16 protein-coding genes are annotated in these 18,518 nt (G+C 49.5%); 9 read left to right on the top strand and 7 right to left on the bottom strand.

Annotated elements, in window-relative coordinates:
• Nucleotides 1-15: 15 nt before the first annotated feature.
• The 4 genes from ACE3K2_RS27165 to ACE3K2_RS27150 are packed head-to-tail and all read right to left on the bottom strand — an operon-like array spanning nucleotide 16 to nucleotide 5,146.
• Nucleotides 16-1,122, bottom strand: coding sequence for a YheC/YheD family protein (locus tag ACE3K2_RS27165; RefSeq protein ID WP_421897460.1), 1,107 nt, complete (start codon nucleotides 1,120-1,122; stop codon nucleotides 16-18).
• Complete coding sequence (locus ACE3K2_RS27160) at nucleotides 1,122-2,495, bottom strand: YheC/YheD family protein (protein WP_421897457.1); 1,374 nt, start codon at nucleotides 2,493-2,495, stop codon at nucleotides 1,122-1,124. The genes ACE3K2_RS27165 and ACE3K2_RS27160 overlap by 1 nt, the downstream gene beginning before the upstream one ends.
• A 60-nt stretch (nucleotides 2,496-2,555) precedes the next feature.
• The gene (locus ACE3K2_RS27155; RefSeq protein ID WP_421897454.1) at nucleotides 2,556-3,746 is read right to left on the bottom strand and encodes a YheC/YheD family protein; all 1,191 of its coding nucleotides are present in this window, start codon (nucleotides 3,744-3,746) and stop codon (nucleotides 2,556-2,558) included.
• A 32-nt stretch (nucleotides 3,747-3,778) separates the two neighbouring features.
• Nucleotides 3,779-5,146: a YheC/YheD family protein gene (locus tag ACE3K2_RS27150; protein ID WP_421897452.1), complete on the bottom strand. Its 1,368-nt coding sequence runs from the start codon at nucleotides 5,144-5,146 to the stop codon at nucleotides 3,779-3,781.
• A gap of 236 nt (nucleotides 5,147-5,382) precedes the next feature.
• Between ACE3K2_RS27150 and ACE3K2_RS27145 the strand changes: the two genes are divergently transcribed.
• From ACE3K2_RS27145 to ACE3K2_RS27135, 3 genes are all read left to right on the top strand, one after another.
• Complete coding sequence (locus tag ACE3K2_RS27145) at nucleotides 5,383-5,730, top strand: YlbF family regulator (protein ID WP_036609862.1); 348 nt, start codon at nucleotides 5,383-5,385, stop codon at nucleotides 5,728-5,730.
• Between the two features lie 192 nt (nucleotides 5,731-5,922).
• Nucleotides 5,923-6,207: a hypothetical protein gene (locus tag ACE3K2_RS27140; RefSeq protein WP_278299293.1), complete on the top strand. Its 285-nt coding sequence runs from the start codon at nucleotides 5,923-5,925 to the stop codon at nucleotides 6,205-6,207.
• A 211-nt stretch (nucleotides 6,208-6,418) separates the two neighbouring features.
• Entirely contained in the window at nucleotides 6,419-7,753 is a 1,335-nt protein-coding gene (locus ACE3K2_RS27135) for a DRTGG domain-containing protein (protein WP_421897448.1), read from the top strand.
• Between the two features lie 150 nt (nucleotides 7,754-7,903).
• Here ACE3K2_RS27135 and ACE3K2_RS27130 read toward each other — a convergent pair whose 3' ends face one another.
• The 3 genes from ACE3K2_RS27130 to ACE3K2_RS27120 all read right to left on the bottom strand — a co-directional run bounded on the left by ACE3K2_RS27130 (nucleotide 7,904) and on the right by ACE3K2_RS27120 (nucleotide 9,179).
• On the bottom strand, nucleotides 7,904-8,245 hold the full coding sequence (locus ACE3K2_RS27130; protein ID WP_421897445.1) for a YtpI family protein: 342 nt from the start codon (nucleotides 8,243-8,245) through the stop codon (nucleotides 7,904-7,906).
• A 94-nt stretch (nucleotides 8,246-8,339) separates the two neighbouring features.
• Entirely contained in the window at nucleotides 8,340-8,828 is a 489-nt protein-coding gene (locus tag ACE3K2_RS27125) for a hypothetical protein (protein ID WP_036609856.1), read from the bottom strand.
• A 21-nt stretch (nucleotides 8,829-8,849) separates the two neighbouring features.
• Entirely contained in the window at nucleotides 8,850-9,179 is a 330-nt protein-coding gene (locus ACE3K2_RS27120) for a YtrH family sporulation protein (protein ID WP_026081169.1), read from the bottom strand.
• Nucleotides 9,180-9,451: 272 nt separating this feature from the next.
• Here ACE3K2_RS27120 and ACE3K2_RS27115 point away from each other — a divergent pair, with 272 nt between their 5' ends.
• The 6 genes from ACE3K2_RS27115 (at nucleotide 9,452) to pyk (ending at nucleotide 18,503) form a co-directional block, all read left to right on the top strand.
• Nucleotides 9,452-13,465 (top strand): DNA polymerase III subunit alpha, encoded by a 4,014-nt coding sequence (locus ACE3K2_RS27115; RefSeq protein ID WP_421897441.1) that lies wholly within the window; start codon nucleotides 9,452-9,454, stop codon nucleotides 13,463-13,465.
• A 209-nt stretch (nucleotides 13,466-13,674) separates the two neighbouring features.
• Nucleotides 13,675-14,166, top strand: coding sequence for a phosphatidylglycerophosphatase A (locus ACE3K2_RS27110; RefSeq protein WP_421897438.1), 492 nt, complete (start codon nucleotides 13,675-13,677; stop codon nucleotides 14,164-14,166).
• 284 nt (nucleotides 14,167-14,450) lie between these two features.
• A complete protein-coding gene (locus tag ACE3K2_RS27105) occupies nucleotides 14,451-14,639 on the top strand; it encodes a hypothetical protein (RefSeq protein WP_017689496.1) in 189 nt (62 codons plus the stop codon).
• Nucleotides 14,640-15,044: 405 nt separating this feature from the next.
• Entirely contained in the window at nucleotides 15,045-15,938 is an 894-nt protein-coding gene (gene accD, locus ACE3K2_RS27100; RefSeq protein ID WP_339240998.1) for an acetyl-CoA carboxylase, carboxyltransferase subunit beta, read from the top strand.
• Nucleotides 15,939-16,970: an acetyl-CoA carboxylase carboxyltransferase subunit alpha gene (locus tag ACE3K2_RS27095; protein ID WP_421897433.1), complete on the top strand. Its 1,032-nt coding sequence runs from the start codon at nucleotides 15,939-15,941 to the stop codon at nucleotides 16,968-16,970. It abuts the gene before it with no gap.
• Nucleotides 16,971-17,075: 105 nt separating this feature from the next.
• Nucleotides 17,076-18,503 (top strand): pyruvate kinase, encoded by a 1,428-nt coding sequence (gene pyk, locus ACE3K2_RS27090; protein ID WP_062833547.1) that lies wholly within the window; start codon nucleotides 17,076-17,078, stop codon nucleotides 18,501-18,503.
• Nucleotides 18,504-18,518 lie beyond the last annotated feature (15 nt).

Below are 18,518 nucleotides of genomic sequence, written 5' to 3'. Positions count from 1 at the left end.
CAGTATTCCTGTCTATCATCGTTTGGACTGACGGGCAAGATAAGCGCTGTAGTGAAATATACGTTCCAATGAACGCCGTCTGATCTGTGGTTCATCAAACTTCATGGGCTTTGCATTGGCTTCAAAGAACCAGAGTTCTCCCAGGTCATCAATGCCCAGATCCATGGACATTTCTCCGAGTGTGTAACCCGATCCCCGTTCTACCTGTCTTGCGATCATTAATGAAGTGGATTTCACACGTTTCATCAGGGTCGTTGTCATTTCTTCGCCAAAAAGATCGGTCAGCAGCTTCTCAGGGTCTTCTACGCTTCCGCCGCGCGGCACATGAGTGGTAATGCTGCGGGAGCCAGCAAGTCTCGCACCTACACCGGTTACGCTCCATTGACCCTTGCTGTTCTTTTGTACAAGAACACGCAGATCGAAGGGACGTTTACGAGAGGATGCCAGTTCAATGCCTTGTTGAATGATATAGGGCGTATGTCCGGTTTCTCTGCGAATTCGTGCCCATAACTTGGCAAGTGTAGCTGCTTTATAGGTTGTGCTTTTACGTGTGGTTTGTATTTTGAGTCGATAGGGAAGACGTTCTTTTTCCTGAAATTTAAGCATCATGATTCCTTTGCCAGCTTTGCCGCTCTCAGGCTTGAGGTACAGATAGGGATACGTCCGAAGAACGGCACCCAGAGATGAAGCACTTCGCATCCGTCGAGTATAAGGGATCAGTTGCTGAGTTGATTTGGACTTCTTAAGCCATTCGAACAGATCCCATTTGTTGAAAAAGAACGGGTTATACAGTTCGATTCCTGATTGCATGCATTCATCAATTTTGCGCTGAACGGAAGGTTTTCCTTCGTCTTCCCGGTTGGGAATACGATTGTACAGAACGTGGGGAAGAGGGAAGGGTTGTGAGACCCACTTTCCACTCCCCTTGTTGTACGTATATCCTTTCACGGTGGGACCACCCACGTTCAGATCCCGCACTGTCACAATGTACACCACATATCCCATGCTCTCGCCTGTCTGTAGGATATCTTGAAAATTTTGATGATTCCCCCTGAACATGCGCTGATTATCATGCATGGTCAACACAGCAATGACAGGTTTGAAATCATCATGAAGGCTCATCAAATTTCTTCCTTCTTCCGGAACTTGCTCAAATACAGGCAGTGTTCCAAGATGTGCTCCACCGACATTTTTCCCTCCACCCGGAGTGAAGGGTGACGGAAAATGGAGCGCCCGGGTTTGGCGTTCGCTTCGAACATCCATACATGTTCCTCCTGATCAATGCCCAGATCAAAGCCAATCTCACCAATCAGATGCTGGTGCTGGGTTTCAATCGCCTGGGCCAGTGTAATAGCGACGGATTTGGCATGCTGAAGAACTTCTTCCGCACGATCGCCGAAGTTGCGACTGAGCGCCTGCTCAGGAGTCATTAGGGAGCCGCCATTTTTGATGTGTGTTGTGACGCTGCCACGTCCTGCCTTTTTGGCTCCAATTCCAACAACAACCCATTGATTGTTACCATTTTTGTGCATGTGAAAACGGAAATCAATAGGACATTCATCAATCTCAATTAGACGTATTCCCTGCTGAACAACATATCCGCGAAGTTGTTTGCCGTGTCTTCCCTGAAGCATGCGCATGAGACTGTTGAAGGACCCAAACCGCAGGAGTGCATTACCGCCTTTTTTGCGATAACGTGCGAAATATCCACGTTTGGGCGAATACGTTAGGCGGTAGATCCCGTTCCCCAGACTTCCGGCAGTAGGTTTATAGTAGACAAACTGATGGCGTTCCAACATTTCCTTCATCTGTTCAACGGATGGATTGGTAATGGATTCAGGGATATACCGTCCTGCTACCGGTTCATTCTCCAGCAATGTATAGATATCCGATTTGTTGAAAAAGCTCCAGTTGAAAAACGGAATTTTCCGACGAATAAATCGTTCCCGCAGTTGGTTAATGGCTGGTGAGAAATCTGAACGGCGGCTTGGTAACCGGTTGTAGACAACATCGGGCAGAGGTACCGTTTTACGGGTAAAGCTTCCGTTTTCATTCAGAAAAAAACCGGATACCGTCTCATTCTGCCAATTGATATCCCGGGGAGTAAAGGCATAAATATAGGATTTTCGGCTACCTTCACGGAGTAACTGTTTGATGAAACCCGTACGGGAACCAAATGGATTAGTGCTCGTTGAAGGCCCATCAGAGAGTACGCCGATCAGTGGACCTAACTGAACCTCATCATTTTGCAAGTTTCGAAGATAAATACTGCCCCGTTTGGGAACGTTCATCATATTACGGATACCTGAAGCGAGATACAGATGTTTACCTGCTTTTTTGATTGGTTTGATTGTTGCAGGTACCCGGTCACGCCCGAAGCGAAGATGCACCGTTTTTTTGCCGGACAGGTTGAGGCTCTTCATTAAAGCGTTGGATACATAAACCACTTTATCCGGTTGCTTGGTGAAATGCAGATTGCAAAAGGTCAAACTCATGATTTATCCTCCTATCCTGAAAAGATCCTTGGGCTCCATGGCAAGCGGGCGCTGCGGGCCTCAGCCGCCGTGAATCGGGATGGGTTTCAGGCCAGCTTTGCTGGATGTATTCGGCAATTTCATTGGACGAATGACGTCCGTGAGAACATGTTGTTGCAACAGATAACGGGCATAGGCAAGCGGCCGGGTATAAGTCAGGATATGCATGCGTCGGTCGCCCGCTTCTGCGAATGAGGTGCGGCCTGGTTTGGAGTTGACTTCAATTAGCCAGAGCTGGCCCTCTGCATCTGCTCCGAAATCAAGCCCCAATTCGGCTAGCCTGCCGAAACGGCTCTCCAGCAGGGTGGGGATAAGAGTAGCAGTCCGCCGGATCCTCTTCAGCAGAGTTTCTGTGCGGATCGTTCCATATCGCTGGAGCAGATATGCGTGGGCAGGATATGCTTTACCCCCACCGTGAAGGTTGGACGTGAGTGAACCTTCGGGTCCTTCTCGTACCATACATCCGGTAAGTGTCCAGCGACCTTGCCCATTCTTTTGCATTAACGCCCGTATGTCGAATGCTCTTCCATGATGGCTAAGCTCCAGATATGGCTGCACGATCATCTTACGCTCAGCCTGATGTGATGCGAGCCAGGAAGATACAGCCTGGGGATCGTTGAATGGAAGAAAAAAAGGTTCATTATCCTCGTTACGACCCTCCACGATCCATGTTGATGGAGTCGCTCCCCGAGACAAGCGAAAGGTATTTTTGCCATGAGTCCCGGATATCGGTTTGAAGAACAGTCCTCTGGGCCAACGGTTCAGCCATGTTTCCCAAGGAATATGCGATCTGATCGGGGTTGTCGGGGCAAGTTGTGACCGCAATTCAGGATTTCGAGCCAACACACGATGTACCTCCCATTTTCCTGGAAGAGAAGCGGACCAATAACGGTGTTGATCTGTGCCGTTGGTTCGTATCCGTTCCTTAAGTTGTTGTCTGACGTTCCTTGGGAGAGGGCGAAGACAACGATCCATAATAAGGTCAACCGCAGGAACAGGTACCGAATCCCACTTCCCTTGATGATAGGCATATCCCCATTGAAGAGGAAGATGGGCTGCATCATTCGATATCGGGATCACAATAATCTGAAGGGCATATTGCATACTCCCCAAACTGAGACGACGGCAGAAAAGTTCATCCGTGAAGGGAGGTGAGCCTTCGGTTGCACGTACCAGAATGGCCAGTGTCTTGATCTGAGATGATGGAAACATTACGCTGCACCTCTCCTTTATGGAATGACTTTTCAAAAACCTGCCAGGTACGTAGAGTATTCGAGCATGGCTTTGACGGAAGGGCGGATCTTGCTCTCACTCAGTGGTGTATTATCATTCTTGGATGGTTTGGAGTTAACTTCGAGCAGCCATACGCGTCCAGTGGTGTCCAGGGCCAGATCAATACCAAGTTCACCAAAATGAGCAGGGATGGCGCTCTCGATCCCTTTTGCGATATCCAGTGCTGCGGTGTGCAATCCTGCATATGCGGAAGCTTTGGCTGATCCGGACAACTGCGTTTTGGCAACAGCATCCTTGACGGTGCTGAGGCTTCCACCCCGTGCCAGATTGGATACGTAGTGACTCCCGCCGGCAATCCGTGCGACGATGGAGGTTACACTCCATTTACCGGTACGGTTCTTTTGCACGAGCGCACGGAAATCCACGGGTCTGCCACTGTTGTCAATGAGAGTCAGCCCTTGTTGGATCTGATAACGCGTTGTTTTCATTTTCCCAGACATACTGGCATACAGTTTATCCAGAGAAGCATACGTTTGTTTCCGGGTACCTCCGACGCCAGTCGCCAGAGTCAGGAAGTTTCCGTCCGTCTGACGTGAGACCCGGATGATCCCTTTGCCCAAAGAACCACGTACGGGCTTCAGAAATACAACCGGATATCGGTTGCACATCGTCTTGAGCATGGTGGATGTCTTGAGCAAATGAGACTCGGGAAGAACTCGTTTAAGCGTTGAAATGGACTTGAGTGCGTCAAATACTTCGTTTTTGTCCAGAAACTTTTCATTGAAGGTTTGCGTGCCGTAGAGCGATTTTACTTCTTTCATAAAATGCTGTACGCTAGGTTTGTTCTCAAGCTTGCGGGACGTTAGCCGGTTATTGACGACGTCTGCTACAGGCAGAACAGTCTTTTTCCAGCCGTCATCATACACCCAGCCTTTCATATAACCCGTTACCGCTCCAATATCCTCCGGTGTGAAAAAGGATACATAGGCGCCTTGCTTACGGCAGGCGTTCACCAGTTCTTGACAGAACATCGTGATGGAGCCAAAGGGCCGATCGGGCTGATCGGGATAATCCTGGCTAACCAGTACACTGATGTAGGGTCCAAGGCGAAGCGTACGGCTGGCTGAACGATAGGATACCCTCAGGACCGAACGTGGAACGAGACCGGTCTTGCTGGCAACGGTCTGATTGATGCGCAGCCCGTCATACCTTGGAACCGGAATGACAGTGACTTCTCGGCGGAAAGAGCCAAATTGCAGCTGAAGCGGCCTTCCTGAAGGGATTTTAAGCGCCTTAAGCACCCCTTCGCCCAGCATGATGACGTCGTCCTGCAGGATGCCCGAGCCGGTAACCTGAATCGTTACTTTTTTAGTGGACATCACGGATCTCCTTCCGGGCGGCAACTTGATGTCTGATCTCGAAGTTGAACGGCATCTGAACATGGCATGTGCTTCATCATATGAGGACATATAACCCTTGGTGATTGACCCATATGGATTAAATGCATTTGATTCGAGGCTGGTTATCGACGGCCTGTTTCAGATCTCCCTTGTTTGACAGGAGAGAAAAGCGTGTATTAACACGCATGAACAAACCAATCTGAGGAGGAATATTAGTGAACATTTATGACAAAGCCAATGATTTGGCCAAAGCACTGAGAGAAAGCAGCGAGGTGGAAGAGATTACTTCCGCGATGAAGCTGATTGAAGCGGATCCGGATGCAAAAGCAATGCTGGATAACTTCCGTGATCAACAAATGGAATTGCAACAACGCATGATGAGCGGGGATATGCCAGCTCCGGATGAGATGGAGAAAATGGAGAAACTGTTTGAAGTACTGAGTTTGAATCTGAACATCCGTCGTTTGTTTGATGCGGAGCGTCGCCTTAGTGTCATTATTGAAGACGTGAACAAAATTATTGCTGACAGTCTGGGTCATCTGTATGGTGGCGCTGAAGCGTAAAAAGGTAGTTCAAAAAGTCCACTTTTGATTATGAAGGATGCCTAGCGGCATCATCAGCATCGAATATGAAATTCAGCCGAAATAAGTGTGGGCTTACGAAGGTTGTTTTTTTACCTGAACCTTTCATATTAGCTCCTTACCGTTCATAGACTAGACATATAGAGTCGATCAAGAACGAAGGAGCTGTGAATGGTGAAGAGGTTGAAAAAAGCAAAACATGTGATCTATCTGCTTATTGCGTTGTCGATGCTGGTCATTGCACTGCCGCGGATTTCCTTTGCTGGAGGAATGGACTGGGTTAATATTTTTGGCATCGTATGGGTGCTGTTCTCCTTATTAATCGTTGGTGCACATCTGCATTTTATTCTCGGTGTGGATGAAGAGAAGAAACGTGCACTGGAAGCCATTCGCCGGGCGAAGCTGCGGCAGTGGGAGATGAAATTGCTGGACAAGCAGGAGCGGAGCGAGTCTGTATAAGGTACAGCACGAGATCCAACATGAGAGACCGGAATCCCTTGACACAAGGGAGCCGGTCTTTTTTGGTACCTATACGATTAGAGGTTAATTGAATGATTAAATTCAGATGGCGAACCTTCCTGTGAGAATGGGATAGGGGTGGGGTTATTTTCCTAAAGCCGTGTTATAATAGATACAGTATAGTACAGATGCATCTTCGGGGGTGGTACAGTTGGACGGACAGGAAGAGAACGTAACGAAGCATGAACAATTACTTCAACATATTGAACAACTGAAGGTTGGCAGTAAAATATCGGTACGTGGACTTGCGCGGGAGCTGGGCGTAAGTGAAGGGACAGCTTATCGCGCGGTGAAAGAGGCGGAGAACTTTGGGCTGGTCGTGACCAAGGAACGAATTGGAACGGTGCGGATTGAGAAAAGACCTCGGGGCATGTCGGAACAGTTGACCTTCGCTGATGTTGTGACCATTGTCGAGGGCCATGTGTTAGGTGGTAACGAAGGTCTCGCCAAACCGTTGCATAAGTATGTGATCGGTGCGATGAAAGAACAGGCGATGGCCCGTTATATTGACGCTGGGAGTCTGCTTATTGTGGGTAACCGTGAAGATGCTCACTCGCTTGCCCTCGAACAGGGAGCGGGCGTGTTGATTACAGGTGGTTTTGGGACAAGCCGCGAAGTACGAATTATGGCTGACGAGCTTGGGCTGCCGATTATTTCATCCAGACATGATACATTCACGGTGGCTTCAATGATTAACCGAGCGATCTTCGACCGGCTGATTAAGAAAAAAATCATGCTTGTTGAGGATATCATTGGTCAGAAACCTCGTTTGCAGGTATTGAAGGTGACCAGTTCAGCCGCAGATTTTCATATGTTGGTATCGGAGACGGGCGAACATCGCTTCCCGGTCGTGGATGAATGGAACCGGGTCATCGGGATTGTGAGCCTGAAGGATGTCAGTGAGCTGAAAGAAGATCAAAGTATTGAGAAATGCGTGATACGCCGCCCGATAACGGCCTCATTGCAGACTTCTCTCGCTTCTGCTGCCCAGATTATGACCTGGGAAGGCATCGATTTTCTGCCAATCGTGGATCGGAACCGCAAACTGATTGCGTCCGTCACACGCAAGGAAGTGCTTCAGGCCATGCGGGATGCACAGAAGCAGCCACAACTGGGAGAGACGTTTGATCATCTGATCTGGAACGGGTTTGCCGAGGAGCGCGGGGATCAGAACGAACTGTTATTTCACGGATTCATCATTCCCCAGATGGCGACGGATCTCGGTACGATCTCCGAAGGAGTTCTGTTGAATGTGATGACCCAGGCGGGCCGGCGGGCAGCGTGGGATGTTACAGGGAACGACCATGTGGTGGATAATGTAACGACTTATTTTGTTCGACCGGTACAGATTGAGGATCAGATTTTGGTTCGACCGGTCATTCTGGAAACCAGCCGTCGAACGTGCAAAATGGACATTGTGGTTACTCGTGAAGGCAGTGTGGTATGCAAAGCGGTAATGACATTGCAGTCCATTGACCATGCCTAGCAGGGTGAGTTGCCTCAGGCATGGACAAAGAGAGTACTCCCTCATTGAGAAGCTCTGCCGGGTTGCGCTGTAGCGCGGTTCTGGCTTTGCTTCAATGGAGGGAAGTACTCTCTTTTTGTTTTTGCAGACACAACAAAGCGATTCAACGAATCAGGCGGATTGTCCAGAAGTTTTACCTGATCCATTATTGGACCGTTGTTGAAGCCGGGCATAATAACTGCGGTTACGTATTCCGGCAAATACGTTATACGCACCCATAATCAGAAATAGCGCTTCCACAACCACAGATAAAGTGGAACCCGTGAAGACAAACATCAGGATCAGCGCAAGAACAACAAGCATGCCACCCATCCAGATATTCGTCCACGAACGGTACAGACCGGCGCTGGTCACATCCGAGCTTCGGTGTGAACGAATGCTGTTCAACGCTGCAAAAACCATGGCAACAGCAAAGATGGCGATTAGAGCATATTTGAGTACATCAATGAACACAAAGACGCAGCTCCTTTTCTGGAAAGCATTTACTGCCCTTATTGTACCATGCAGCGATGCAGACTAGGGCAGTTTTTTTGCTATTATCCTTGTGTTACGCAGGAACGTGCATGCGAATCTGTACCCAAACTTGCAGTACGCCTTCCATAACCAGCATCGTTTTGACCTGAACGGTGTACTCCTTTTCCCTAACCGAGTACACTTTTTGATTCAGCATGATTCGCGTCATTTTGCTATACTCGTCGATGTTGAATACATCTCTGCCCCGAAGTACCTCAAGTTCGTCTCCGAGCTTTTGTAACATCACTTTCAGAGAGGCCTCGTCTGGCCCCTTATCCGATTCTTCTGCACGGACCTTGATTTCCTTGATCACCGTTTGGCGTTTACTGTATTTTTTCAGCGTTTTGATATCCTCCTCATTCTGATGCAGCTGAAGCTGCAGCTCCTGATTGTTCAGCCACAACGCATTGTAACTCAGGTGAAATACACCATTGTAGACGACACATCCAGCGATCATTCCCAGAACAAATACAGCGGTCATTCGCATCAGCGGGCGGTAACGGGAGAATGGCGGAACCCTCATGAACGCTGTTCCCGTGTCATATTAACTCCGGCCTCCGCCGCACACCCACTTCACCAGTTCGGTTCCCATATGGGCACCCATAAAAGCAGAGATCAGATACAGGATTTGTTTGACCGCGGGAGACAGGTTACCATCCAGAAAATTGCTCTCGATGACACGCATGGGATCGATGGTGCCGCCAACAGCAGCTGCGAGTGCCCATATCTTTATTTTCCCGGAAATATCGAGCATCGTCTGTGTCGGAGGTTGAAGAGAGATCACGGCTCCAATACCCCCGATCATCGCGCCGCCCAGCACGATTCCAAACGCAATAAAAAAATCAAGAATAGCTTTGGACAAAAATGTGCTCACCCGCAACACCCCTTTCAGACCCAGCAGCACACCTCCTGTCTTCCGTCTGTAAACAGGGGGAGCGGCTTGTACTTCTATTGTATGGGCGTGCCCCCGATCGTTATGATAAAATAGAATAATAAAGTCTCCTTTTAAAGAGGTTGTTACAAATTTTAATAAGGTGATCCCATTTTTTTGATTTATCTAATTCATATATATATGAGATAGATAGGGTAGCAGACGGATCAGAAGATCATTGCTGCGACTATCTGCGGCGAAAGGAAGAAAAAAACATGAGTTCTTTTGTGCATTTGCACGTTCACAGCGAATACAGTTTGCTGGACGGCGCTGCGCGTATTCCGGATCTCGTGAATAAGGCTGCAGATCTCGGAATGACGACACTTGCGCTGACCGACCATGGCGTGATGTATGGTGCAATTCCTTTTTATAAAGCATGTATTGAACGGGGTATCAAACCGATTATAGGTTGCGAGGCATACATGACAGCAGGGTCCCGCAAAGAGCGGGGGAGCCGCAAAGATCAACCAATTCATCATTTGATTTTGCTGGCCAAAAACATGACCGGATACCGTAATCTGATGAAATTGTGCTCGATTGGACATCTCGAAGGTTTTCATTACAAACCACGTGTAGATATGGAAAGCTTGGCTGCCCATCATGAGGGCATTATCTGCCTCAGTGCGTGTCTGGGTGGTGAAGTACCACAGCACCTGCTGCATGGGCGAGAAGAAGAGGCAAGACGTGCGGCGTTACGCTACAAAAATATCTTTGGTGCCGACTTCTATCTTGAACTCCAGGATCATGGGCTTTCCGAGCAAAAAAGGGTAAATCCGCAGTTGATCAAACTGGCGGCCGAGCTGGAGATTCCGCTTGTAGCGACCAATGATGCGCATTATCTGGCGGAAGAGGATGCGGAGCTTCAGGATGTGCTGATCTGTATCGGAACGGGCAAAACTGTGGATGATGAGAATCGGCTTCGAATTGGAACGAATCAGCTTTATCTCAAAAGTGAAGAAGAGATGGCTCGTTTGTTTCCTCATGTACCGGAAGCTCTGGCAAATACCGTCCGCATTGCGGAGTCTTGTGAATTGAAGCTGGAATTCGGCAAATCGATTTTGCCGGAATACAGACCACTTCCCGATGGACTCAGCCCTTCGGCGTATCTGCGTCAACTCTGCGAAGAAGGCATGGAGGAGCGTTACGCGCAGTCCACACGATGGACTGATGCGGACCTTCGATCCGAGCTCGAACAACGTTTGTCGTATGAACTGGGTGTAATCGACAGTATGGGCTTCTCGGATTATTTCCTGATTGTCTGGGATTTTATCGCCTATGCGCATAAACAAGGCATTGTTACTGGACCGGGCCGGGGCTCCTCGGCAGGAAGTCTGGTAGCGTACACGTTGCACATCACGGATGTTGATCCGATGAAATACAACCTGCTCTTCGAACGGTTCCTGAATCCCGAGCGGATCTCCATGCCGGATATTGATATTGATTTCAGCGATGAACGGCGGGATGAGGTCATTGATTATGTGGCACATAAATATGGTAAAGCCCATGTCGCCCAGATAATTACATTTGGAACAATGGCTGCCCGTGCAGCCGTACGTGATGTCGGACGGGCACTGAATGTGCCTTATGGCGAAGTGGACAAGGCTGCAAAGCTGATTCCAGCGCAGCTTGGCATTAACATCGAACGTGCCATGGAAGCTACGCCTGAGCTGAAGGCGCTGTATGAAACTAAACCGAAAACGCGTGAACTGCTGGATATGGCCATGAAGGTCGAGGGTATGCCACGTCATGCTTCAACACATGCGGCGGGAGTGGTCATCTCCCGTGACCCGCTGACCGATGTGGTGCCGCTTCAGGAGGGCAGTGAAGGGACAGCGTTAACCCAGTATTCCATGGAAAACCTGGAGTCGATCGGGTTGCTTAAGATGGACTTTCTTGGTCTGCGTACCCTCTCGATCATTGAGCGGTGTGTACGCTGGATTGGGGAACATGGAGAAATTCCGGACTTCCGTCTTATTCCCGATGATGATGCGTTAACCTACGAGATGCTTGGGCGAGGGGACACGATGGGCATATTCCAGCTGGAATCTGCCGGGGTACGCCGTGTGCTGAAAGAGATGAAGCCAAGTAGTTTTGAAGATGTTATCTCTGTACTTGCCTTGTACCGTCCGGGTCCGATGGAGTTCATATCCAAATACATTCAGGGTAAACATGGACAGATTGAAGTGGATTATCCGCACGTGGATCTGGAGCCTATCCTGAAAGATACGTACGGTATTATCGTGTATCAGGAACAGATCATGCAGATAGCCTCCCGGATGGCGGGTTTCTCGCTGGGTGAGGCAGATTTGCTTCGCAGAGCGGTTTCCAAGAAGAAACGTGAAGTGCTGGATCTGGAGCGTGGACACTTTGTGCAAGGCAGTCTGAAACAGGGATATAGCGAGGAAGAGGCAGACCTGGTCTATGATATGATCGTCAAGTTTGCCAACTATGGCTTCCCGCGTGCGCATGCCGCGGCATATGGCGTGCTTGCATTCCAGACGGCTTATCTGAAGGCACACTATCCGGTTCATTTTATGGCATCCATGCTGACAGCCGTGATGGGCAGTCATCGGAAAGTGGCAGAGTATGTGGTGGAATGTCGGCGTATGGATATGGAGGTGCTTCCGCCGGATGTGAATGAGAGCGGTATTCTGTTTACACCTGTATTTGTATCGTCCGGCAGCACAGGAACCAGGGATCAGAGCGATGTATCGGACCAGACTGCGGGAGCAAATGCAGAGATTGACGCTGGAAACCCTGCCGAAGAACATGCTACGAACGGTAATGGAAGCTCCTTCATGGAAGATCGCGTTCATGAGCATGATGGGTATTCGGGACAAGCTGAATATGGTGAAGCACCTCTGCCGGATGATCCCGGTCCTGGACCGGATGAGGACAGTGGCGGAGTTGAGTGGCAGGCATCGACATCCATGCCTGAAGCATCCGACAACCGGAAGGAACCGGGAGTGGTGACGGCTGCTTCAAAGGGTGCAATCCGATTCGGTCTGGCTGCTGTGAAAAATGTCGGTACCCAGGCAATGGAAAGCATTATGATCGTAAGGCAGGAGAGACCATTCGACAGTCTGCTCGATTTTTGTCGTCGTGTGGATCTGCGTGTATGCAACAAACGTGTGATTGAATCGCTGATCCAGGCCGGAGCTTTTGATACATTACCTGGACACCGCGCCCAATTGCTGGCGATGCTGGATGAGACTGTTGAGGCGGCTCTGAAATGGCGCAAGGAACGTGAGGATCTGCAGATTCAATTGTTCGACTTTGTTGAGACGCCGAACTGGGAGATTGAATACCCGGAGATTCCTCCTTATTCCTCAGGGCAGCAACTGGAGCTGGAGCGTGAGTTGTTAGGCTTGTATCTTTCCGGGCATCCGCTGGATGACTATGAAGATGTGCTGGAATCGAGTGGGGCTGACCGGATCATGGAGCTGACCGAGGCGGCGGACGACACAATGACGGTCGCCGCGGGTATGGTTGTGTCTGTGAAGTCGATCACGACGAAACAGGGCAAAGCCATGGCGTTCATGGAGCTGGAAGACCAGATCGAACGCTGCGAAGTGGTTCTCTTTCCCGAGGTTTGGCGGCGTAGCCAGCAGCATGTCGGGAAAGGTGAACTGCTCGTCGTGCGTGCCAAAGTGCAGCAGCAGGACGAAGGGTTTAAGCTGCTGGCTGAGGAAGTGCTGCCGTTGTCACCGGCGGCACTGGAACAGCAGCTGCGCAGCCGTGACCGGCGCGGCAAGCCCGGCAGCGGCAGCTCTTCGCGCCCGGCGCAGTCGGCTTCGCCGCGGCGGCCAGCGGGCGCAGGAGCCGAAGCGCAGCGCAGTAGCGCAGGCGGGGATGCTTCCGCTGCGCGTAGCAGCGGGAGCCACGGCTCGGCAGCGACGCGCAGCGATGGGGCGGGCGCAGCCACGGCTGCGGCTTCCCGGCCTGGCGGTGCCGCCGAGGCGGCTGGCAGCCAGGCGCAGAACCGCGAACCGCGGGCGGTGGAGCAGCGGGTGTTTGTGAAGATTGCCCCGCATGCGGAGAAGCCTGAGCTTCTGGCACGTCTGAAGCAGCTGCTTCAGGAACATCCCGGACCTGTAGCGACAGTGCTCTTCTATGAGCAGCAACAGAAGCTGCTCGCGCTGAGTGATGCCTACCGGATTAAGCCATCACCAACCTTGTTCTCCGATATGGAGAAGATGCTGGGTGAAGGTACGGTCAAGATTAAATAAGAGGTTCTCCCGTAAGTGATAAATTCTTATTCCATATGATGAAACCTGTTTGGCTAAATGCCGAGCAGGTTTTTTTGTAATTGTTTTAGCGTGGGTCCCTCGCTTCAACCATCTGCACATTTTATGAACATTTTAACAGGTTGCTGCATACACTTGAGAACACCGAAGGACCTCGCGGTCCTCGGGGGATTGATGCGGGAGGTCGAGATATGTCATATGAAATCGTAGAAGCCATGCTGGCCCGGCGGGGAGTACGGATTGATGCAATCGCCGCAATTGTATACCGTCTGCAAAAAGGGTACCACCCCGAACTGACCATGGACGACTGTGTAACCAGCGTGAAATCCGTTCTGCAGAAACGAGAAGTGCAATATACGCTCTATACCGGTATTGCTCTCGACGAACTTGCGGAGAAACGACTCTTGCCCCAACCGTTACAAGCTATTATGGAAGCGGATGAATCCCTGTATGGAGTGGACGAGACTCTGGCCCTCGGCATTACTCATGTGTATGGTATGATCGGTTTAACCAGCTTTGGTTATCTGGATAAAGAAAAAATAGGTGTCATTCATGATTTGAACGAACACGCAACTGCCATTCATGTCTTTTTGGATGATCTGGTTGCAGGGGTGGCCGCTGCAGCTTCTGCCCGGATTGCACACAAAAATATTAAAGCCAAAAAATACCCCTCAGACCTTTAACCCCCTGTATTTCCATGCTTGTATGCTTTGGTCAATCTAATGACTTTTATGAAGGTCTTCAAGGGCGGCTGACGCTGCCCTGATAAGCTTGGGGCTACTTGCGGAAGAGGTATCAACAAGAAGATTACGTCAACCATATGAGTTATTTGTGGGGGACAAATGTCCCTCATGATCCCAAATTCTCCCCAAAGGTCCCGAACCCTTTCTTGCAGAAAAAAAGTGAGGTATGTTATCATTAGTCCAATATACGGGCTCTGAACATTAGCTTAGGGGGCGGACAAGGCATGTGGACGGTGATTTACATTGCGCCGACAGCAAAGGTTGCGGACAAGATCAAGACCAAGCTTTCGGAAGAAGGTTTTCTGGTACAGACCCGTCCCATCAGTTTATCCAAGCAGCAATTTGAGATTCGCGTCCCTTCTGGGGAATTGGAAGAGGTCCAGGAAGTGCTGAATTCCATTCTGCATTCCTGATTCGTTCGACATTGACGTGCCTTGGCAGATGAAGAAGTACCATCGGTACATAAGGGACTAATCGCGTAAGCGGAGAGAGGAATCGACTTGCATGTATTGTATGCTGCTGTCCTTCCTTCTTTTTTTGTTAGGACAAGGACCGACCTGGTTGCTCCCGGAGACCCTACCAAGATAGATTCAAACATCGGCGCAACAATCTTTCGGTTATTGCAGGTAACATCAATCGTGCTGACAGAAGCCGCTGATCCTTGCCCTGTACCGGCGGATTTTTTTGTTGTGAATGCTGGACAAGGCCCAAGGCAGCGTGTGGGTCGTAAGCGGTTTACCGTAGCACGCGGATGAAGCTGCCACAAGCAGCGCACTGCAGGTTGCGGCCATCAAATCAACGGCTGGAGAGGTGTAGTTGTGTTCAAAGATATATTCCAGAAGAAACGGAAGTACGCTACCATACCTTCCGAGCGTGCACTTCCCGGTGAAGGCCAGGAAGTCCTAGAACGCCCAAAACGTGAAATACCTGAAGGGCTTATGAACAAGTGCAGCAAATGCGGCACCATTCAATATAGCAAGGAATTGGAGAAAAACCTGAAAGTATGTCCTGCCTGTGGTTACCATATGCGTCTTAACGCCATGGAGCGCATTGCTATGGTACTTGATGATCAAGGGTTTGTTGAGTTTGACGCGGATATGATATCGGTTGATCCGCTCGGCTTTCCTGGATATAGCAACAAATTGGAGCAACAACGTCTGAAATCGGGCCTGAAGGAAGCGGTAATTACAGGGGAAGGAACCATTGAGGGCCTGCCTGTAGTTGTGGCTGTCATGAGCTTTGATTTCTTCACAGGCAGCATGGGTTCGGTTGTAGGGGAGAAAATTACCCGTGCCATTGAGCATGCAACAGAGAAGCGTTTGCCAATGATTATTTTCTCCACATCAGGTGGTGCCCGGATGCAGGAGAGTATTCTCAGCCTCATGCAAATGGCCAAAACAAGCGCGGCTTTATCCCGTTTGGATGAACAGGGGGGGCTGTACATTTCGGTCATTACGGACCCAACGACAGGTGGAGTCTCGGCAAGTTTTGCGAGTCTGGGCGATATTAATATTGCCGAACCTGGCGCTGTATTTGGTTTTGCCGGCAGAATCGTTATCGAACAGACGATCCGTCAGAAGTTACCTGATGATTTCCAGACGGCTGAGTTTAATATGCAACACGGTCAGTTGGATATGGTTGTCCACCGGAAAGAACTTCGGGCCACTCTTGGCAAGCTTTTGGATATGCATAGTGAAAAAGGAGGGGTCTAAATGGCGGGTGAGTTGCCATATGAAGCGCCTCTGGTTGAGATGCGCAAAAAGATTGATGAACTCGTACAGTTTGGACAGGAAAAAGGGATCGACTTCACCGACGAGATTGCCCGCCTGGAAGAACGTTACCATAGACTTGAAGAAGAGATCTACACTGGCATAACGGCAGCTCAGAAAATGCATCTGGCCCGGCATCAGCAGCGCCCAACGGCGCTGGATCTGATCCAGTTGATATTTACGGACTTCATTGAGCTGCACGGTGATCGCATGTTCGGAGACGATCTTGCGGTTGTTGGCGGGCTTGCCAAGTTGAATGGAAAGACAGTAACGGTAATCGGACAACAGCGGGGGAAAGATACGAAGGATAATATCGCCCGCTTTTTCGGCAGCGCTCATCCGGAAGGTTTTCGAAAAGGACTTCGCCTGATGAAACAAGCGAACAAATTTGGTCGCCCTATTATTACGTTTATTGATACTAAAGGGGCGTATCCGGGTAATACTGCAGAAGAGAGAGGTCAATCGGAAGCTATTGCTCGCAACCTGATGGAAATGGCGAAACTTTCGGTACCTGTTATTGTTGTGGTCATCGGCGAAGGTGGAAGCGGCGGTGCGCTCGCTATGGCTGTGGGTAATCGTGTGTTGATGCTGGAACATGCGATCTATTCTGCGATCTCTCCGAACGGGGCTGCTTCGATTCTCTGGAAGGATGCGTCCAAGGCAGATCAGGCGGCTGAAGCGATGAAAATAACAGCCAAAGACCTGCTCGAGATGGAAGTCATTGAAGAGATCGTCCCTGAGCCACGCGGCGGTGCTCATCGGGATTATGAAGCGTCTGCTGCTTTCATCAGTGAAGCTTTGGTCCGTCATCTCGATGAGATGAAAGGATGGAGCGGCGATCAGCTGAAACAGGATCGTTATGAGAAATTCCGTAAAATTGGATCGGTCACGTTTGAACCTCAAGCATCCATTGAAGCTCCTCAAGAGCTTGTAGAAGTCGATGCAGCGAGTAATTTGTCGGGAAATGCTGAATAATGTGACGAATTTCCTATACAAATGATTAAAAGTATAGTAAATTTAATAGTTGGAAAAAGAAAAATAGATAAAGAGTAATACCTTTAAAATCGGAGGAAACCCAAAATGCGTAAAACGAAAATTGTATGTACCATTGGTCCATCCAGTGAATCTCTGGAGAACACCAAAAAATTGATTATGGCCGGTATGAATGTGGCCCGTCTGAACTTCTCCCACGGTGATTTCGATGAGCACGGCGGACGGATCATTGCGATTCGCCAAGCATGCGAAGAGTTGAACAAAACAGTAGCAATCTTGCTGGACACCAAAGGACCGGAAATTCGGACAGGTAAACTCGAAGTTGAACCTATCGAATTGGTTCAAGACGAGTACATCACTTTGACAACAGAAGAAATTCTGGGCACCAAAGAACGTCTTTCCATTACGTATACAGATCTTCCGAATGATGTTGAACCGGGATCTACAATTCTGATCGACGACGGTCTGATCGGACTGACTGTGGTGGAAGTGCAAGGCACCGAGATCAAATGCCGTATCGTTAACGGCGGATCGATCAAAAGTAAAAAAGGTGTTAACGTTCCGGGCGTTGCCATTTCTCTGCCGGGTATCACCGAAAAAGACGCTAACGATATCGTATTTGGTATTGAGCAAGGTGTTGATTTCATCGCGGCTTCTTTTGTACGTAAAGCAAGTGACGTACTTGAGATTCGTGAATTGCTTGAAAAACACAATGCTGGACATATCCAAATCATCTCCAAAATCGAGAACCAACAAGGTGTTGATAACCTCGACGAAATCCTTGAAGTTTCTGACGGCCTGATGGTTGCTCGTGGTGACCTGGGTGTTGAGATTCCTGCGGAAGAAGTACCATTGGTACAAAAACGCATGATCGAAAAATGTAACGTTGCAGGTAAACCGGTAATCACAGCTACACAAATGTTGGATTCGATGCAACGTAACCCGCGTCCAACACGTGCGGAAGCAAGTGACGTGGCGAATGCGATCTTTGATGGTACGGACGCAATCATGTTGTCTGGTGAGACAGCTGCGGGTAAATACCCGGTTGAATCCGTTCTAACCATGTCCCGTATTGCTGAAAAAGCAGAATCGGCTCTGCCTTATCAAGAGTTGTATCTGAAACAACGTGTTGCTCAACAAACAACAGTTACAGAAGCAATCAGCCAATCGGTTGCCCTCTCAGCTCAAGATTTGAACGCAAAAGCGATCATCACTTCAACTGAATCAGGACACACTGCACGCATGATTTCCAAGTATCGTCCTGAATCTCCAATCATCGCTGTGACTACGGAAGACAGAACTTCCCGTCGTTTGGCTCTGGCTTGGGGTGTAACTCCTGTCAAAGGAAGACTGGTTGATTCCACGGATGCTTTGTTCGAAAATGCAATTGAAGGCGGCGTAAAATCCGGACTTGTTAAAGAAGGAGACCTGGTTGTGATCACAGCAGGTGTACCTTTGGGTCGTTCCGGTTCTACCAACCTGATTAAAGTAAGCCAAATTCCAAACAACGCTTAATAGCGCTTTGGATGG

It is taken from the genome of Paenibacillus sp. (assembly GCF_048976745.1).
Classification (GTDB): Bacteria; Bacillota; Bacilli; order Paenibacillales; family Paenibacillaceae; genus Paenibacillus.
Note: the sequence above shows the minus strand (reverse complement) of the source record. Positions and strands in the feature narration are given on the sequence as shown.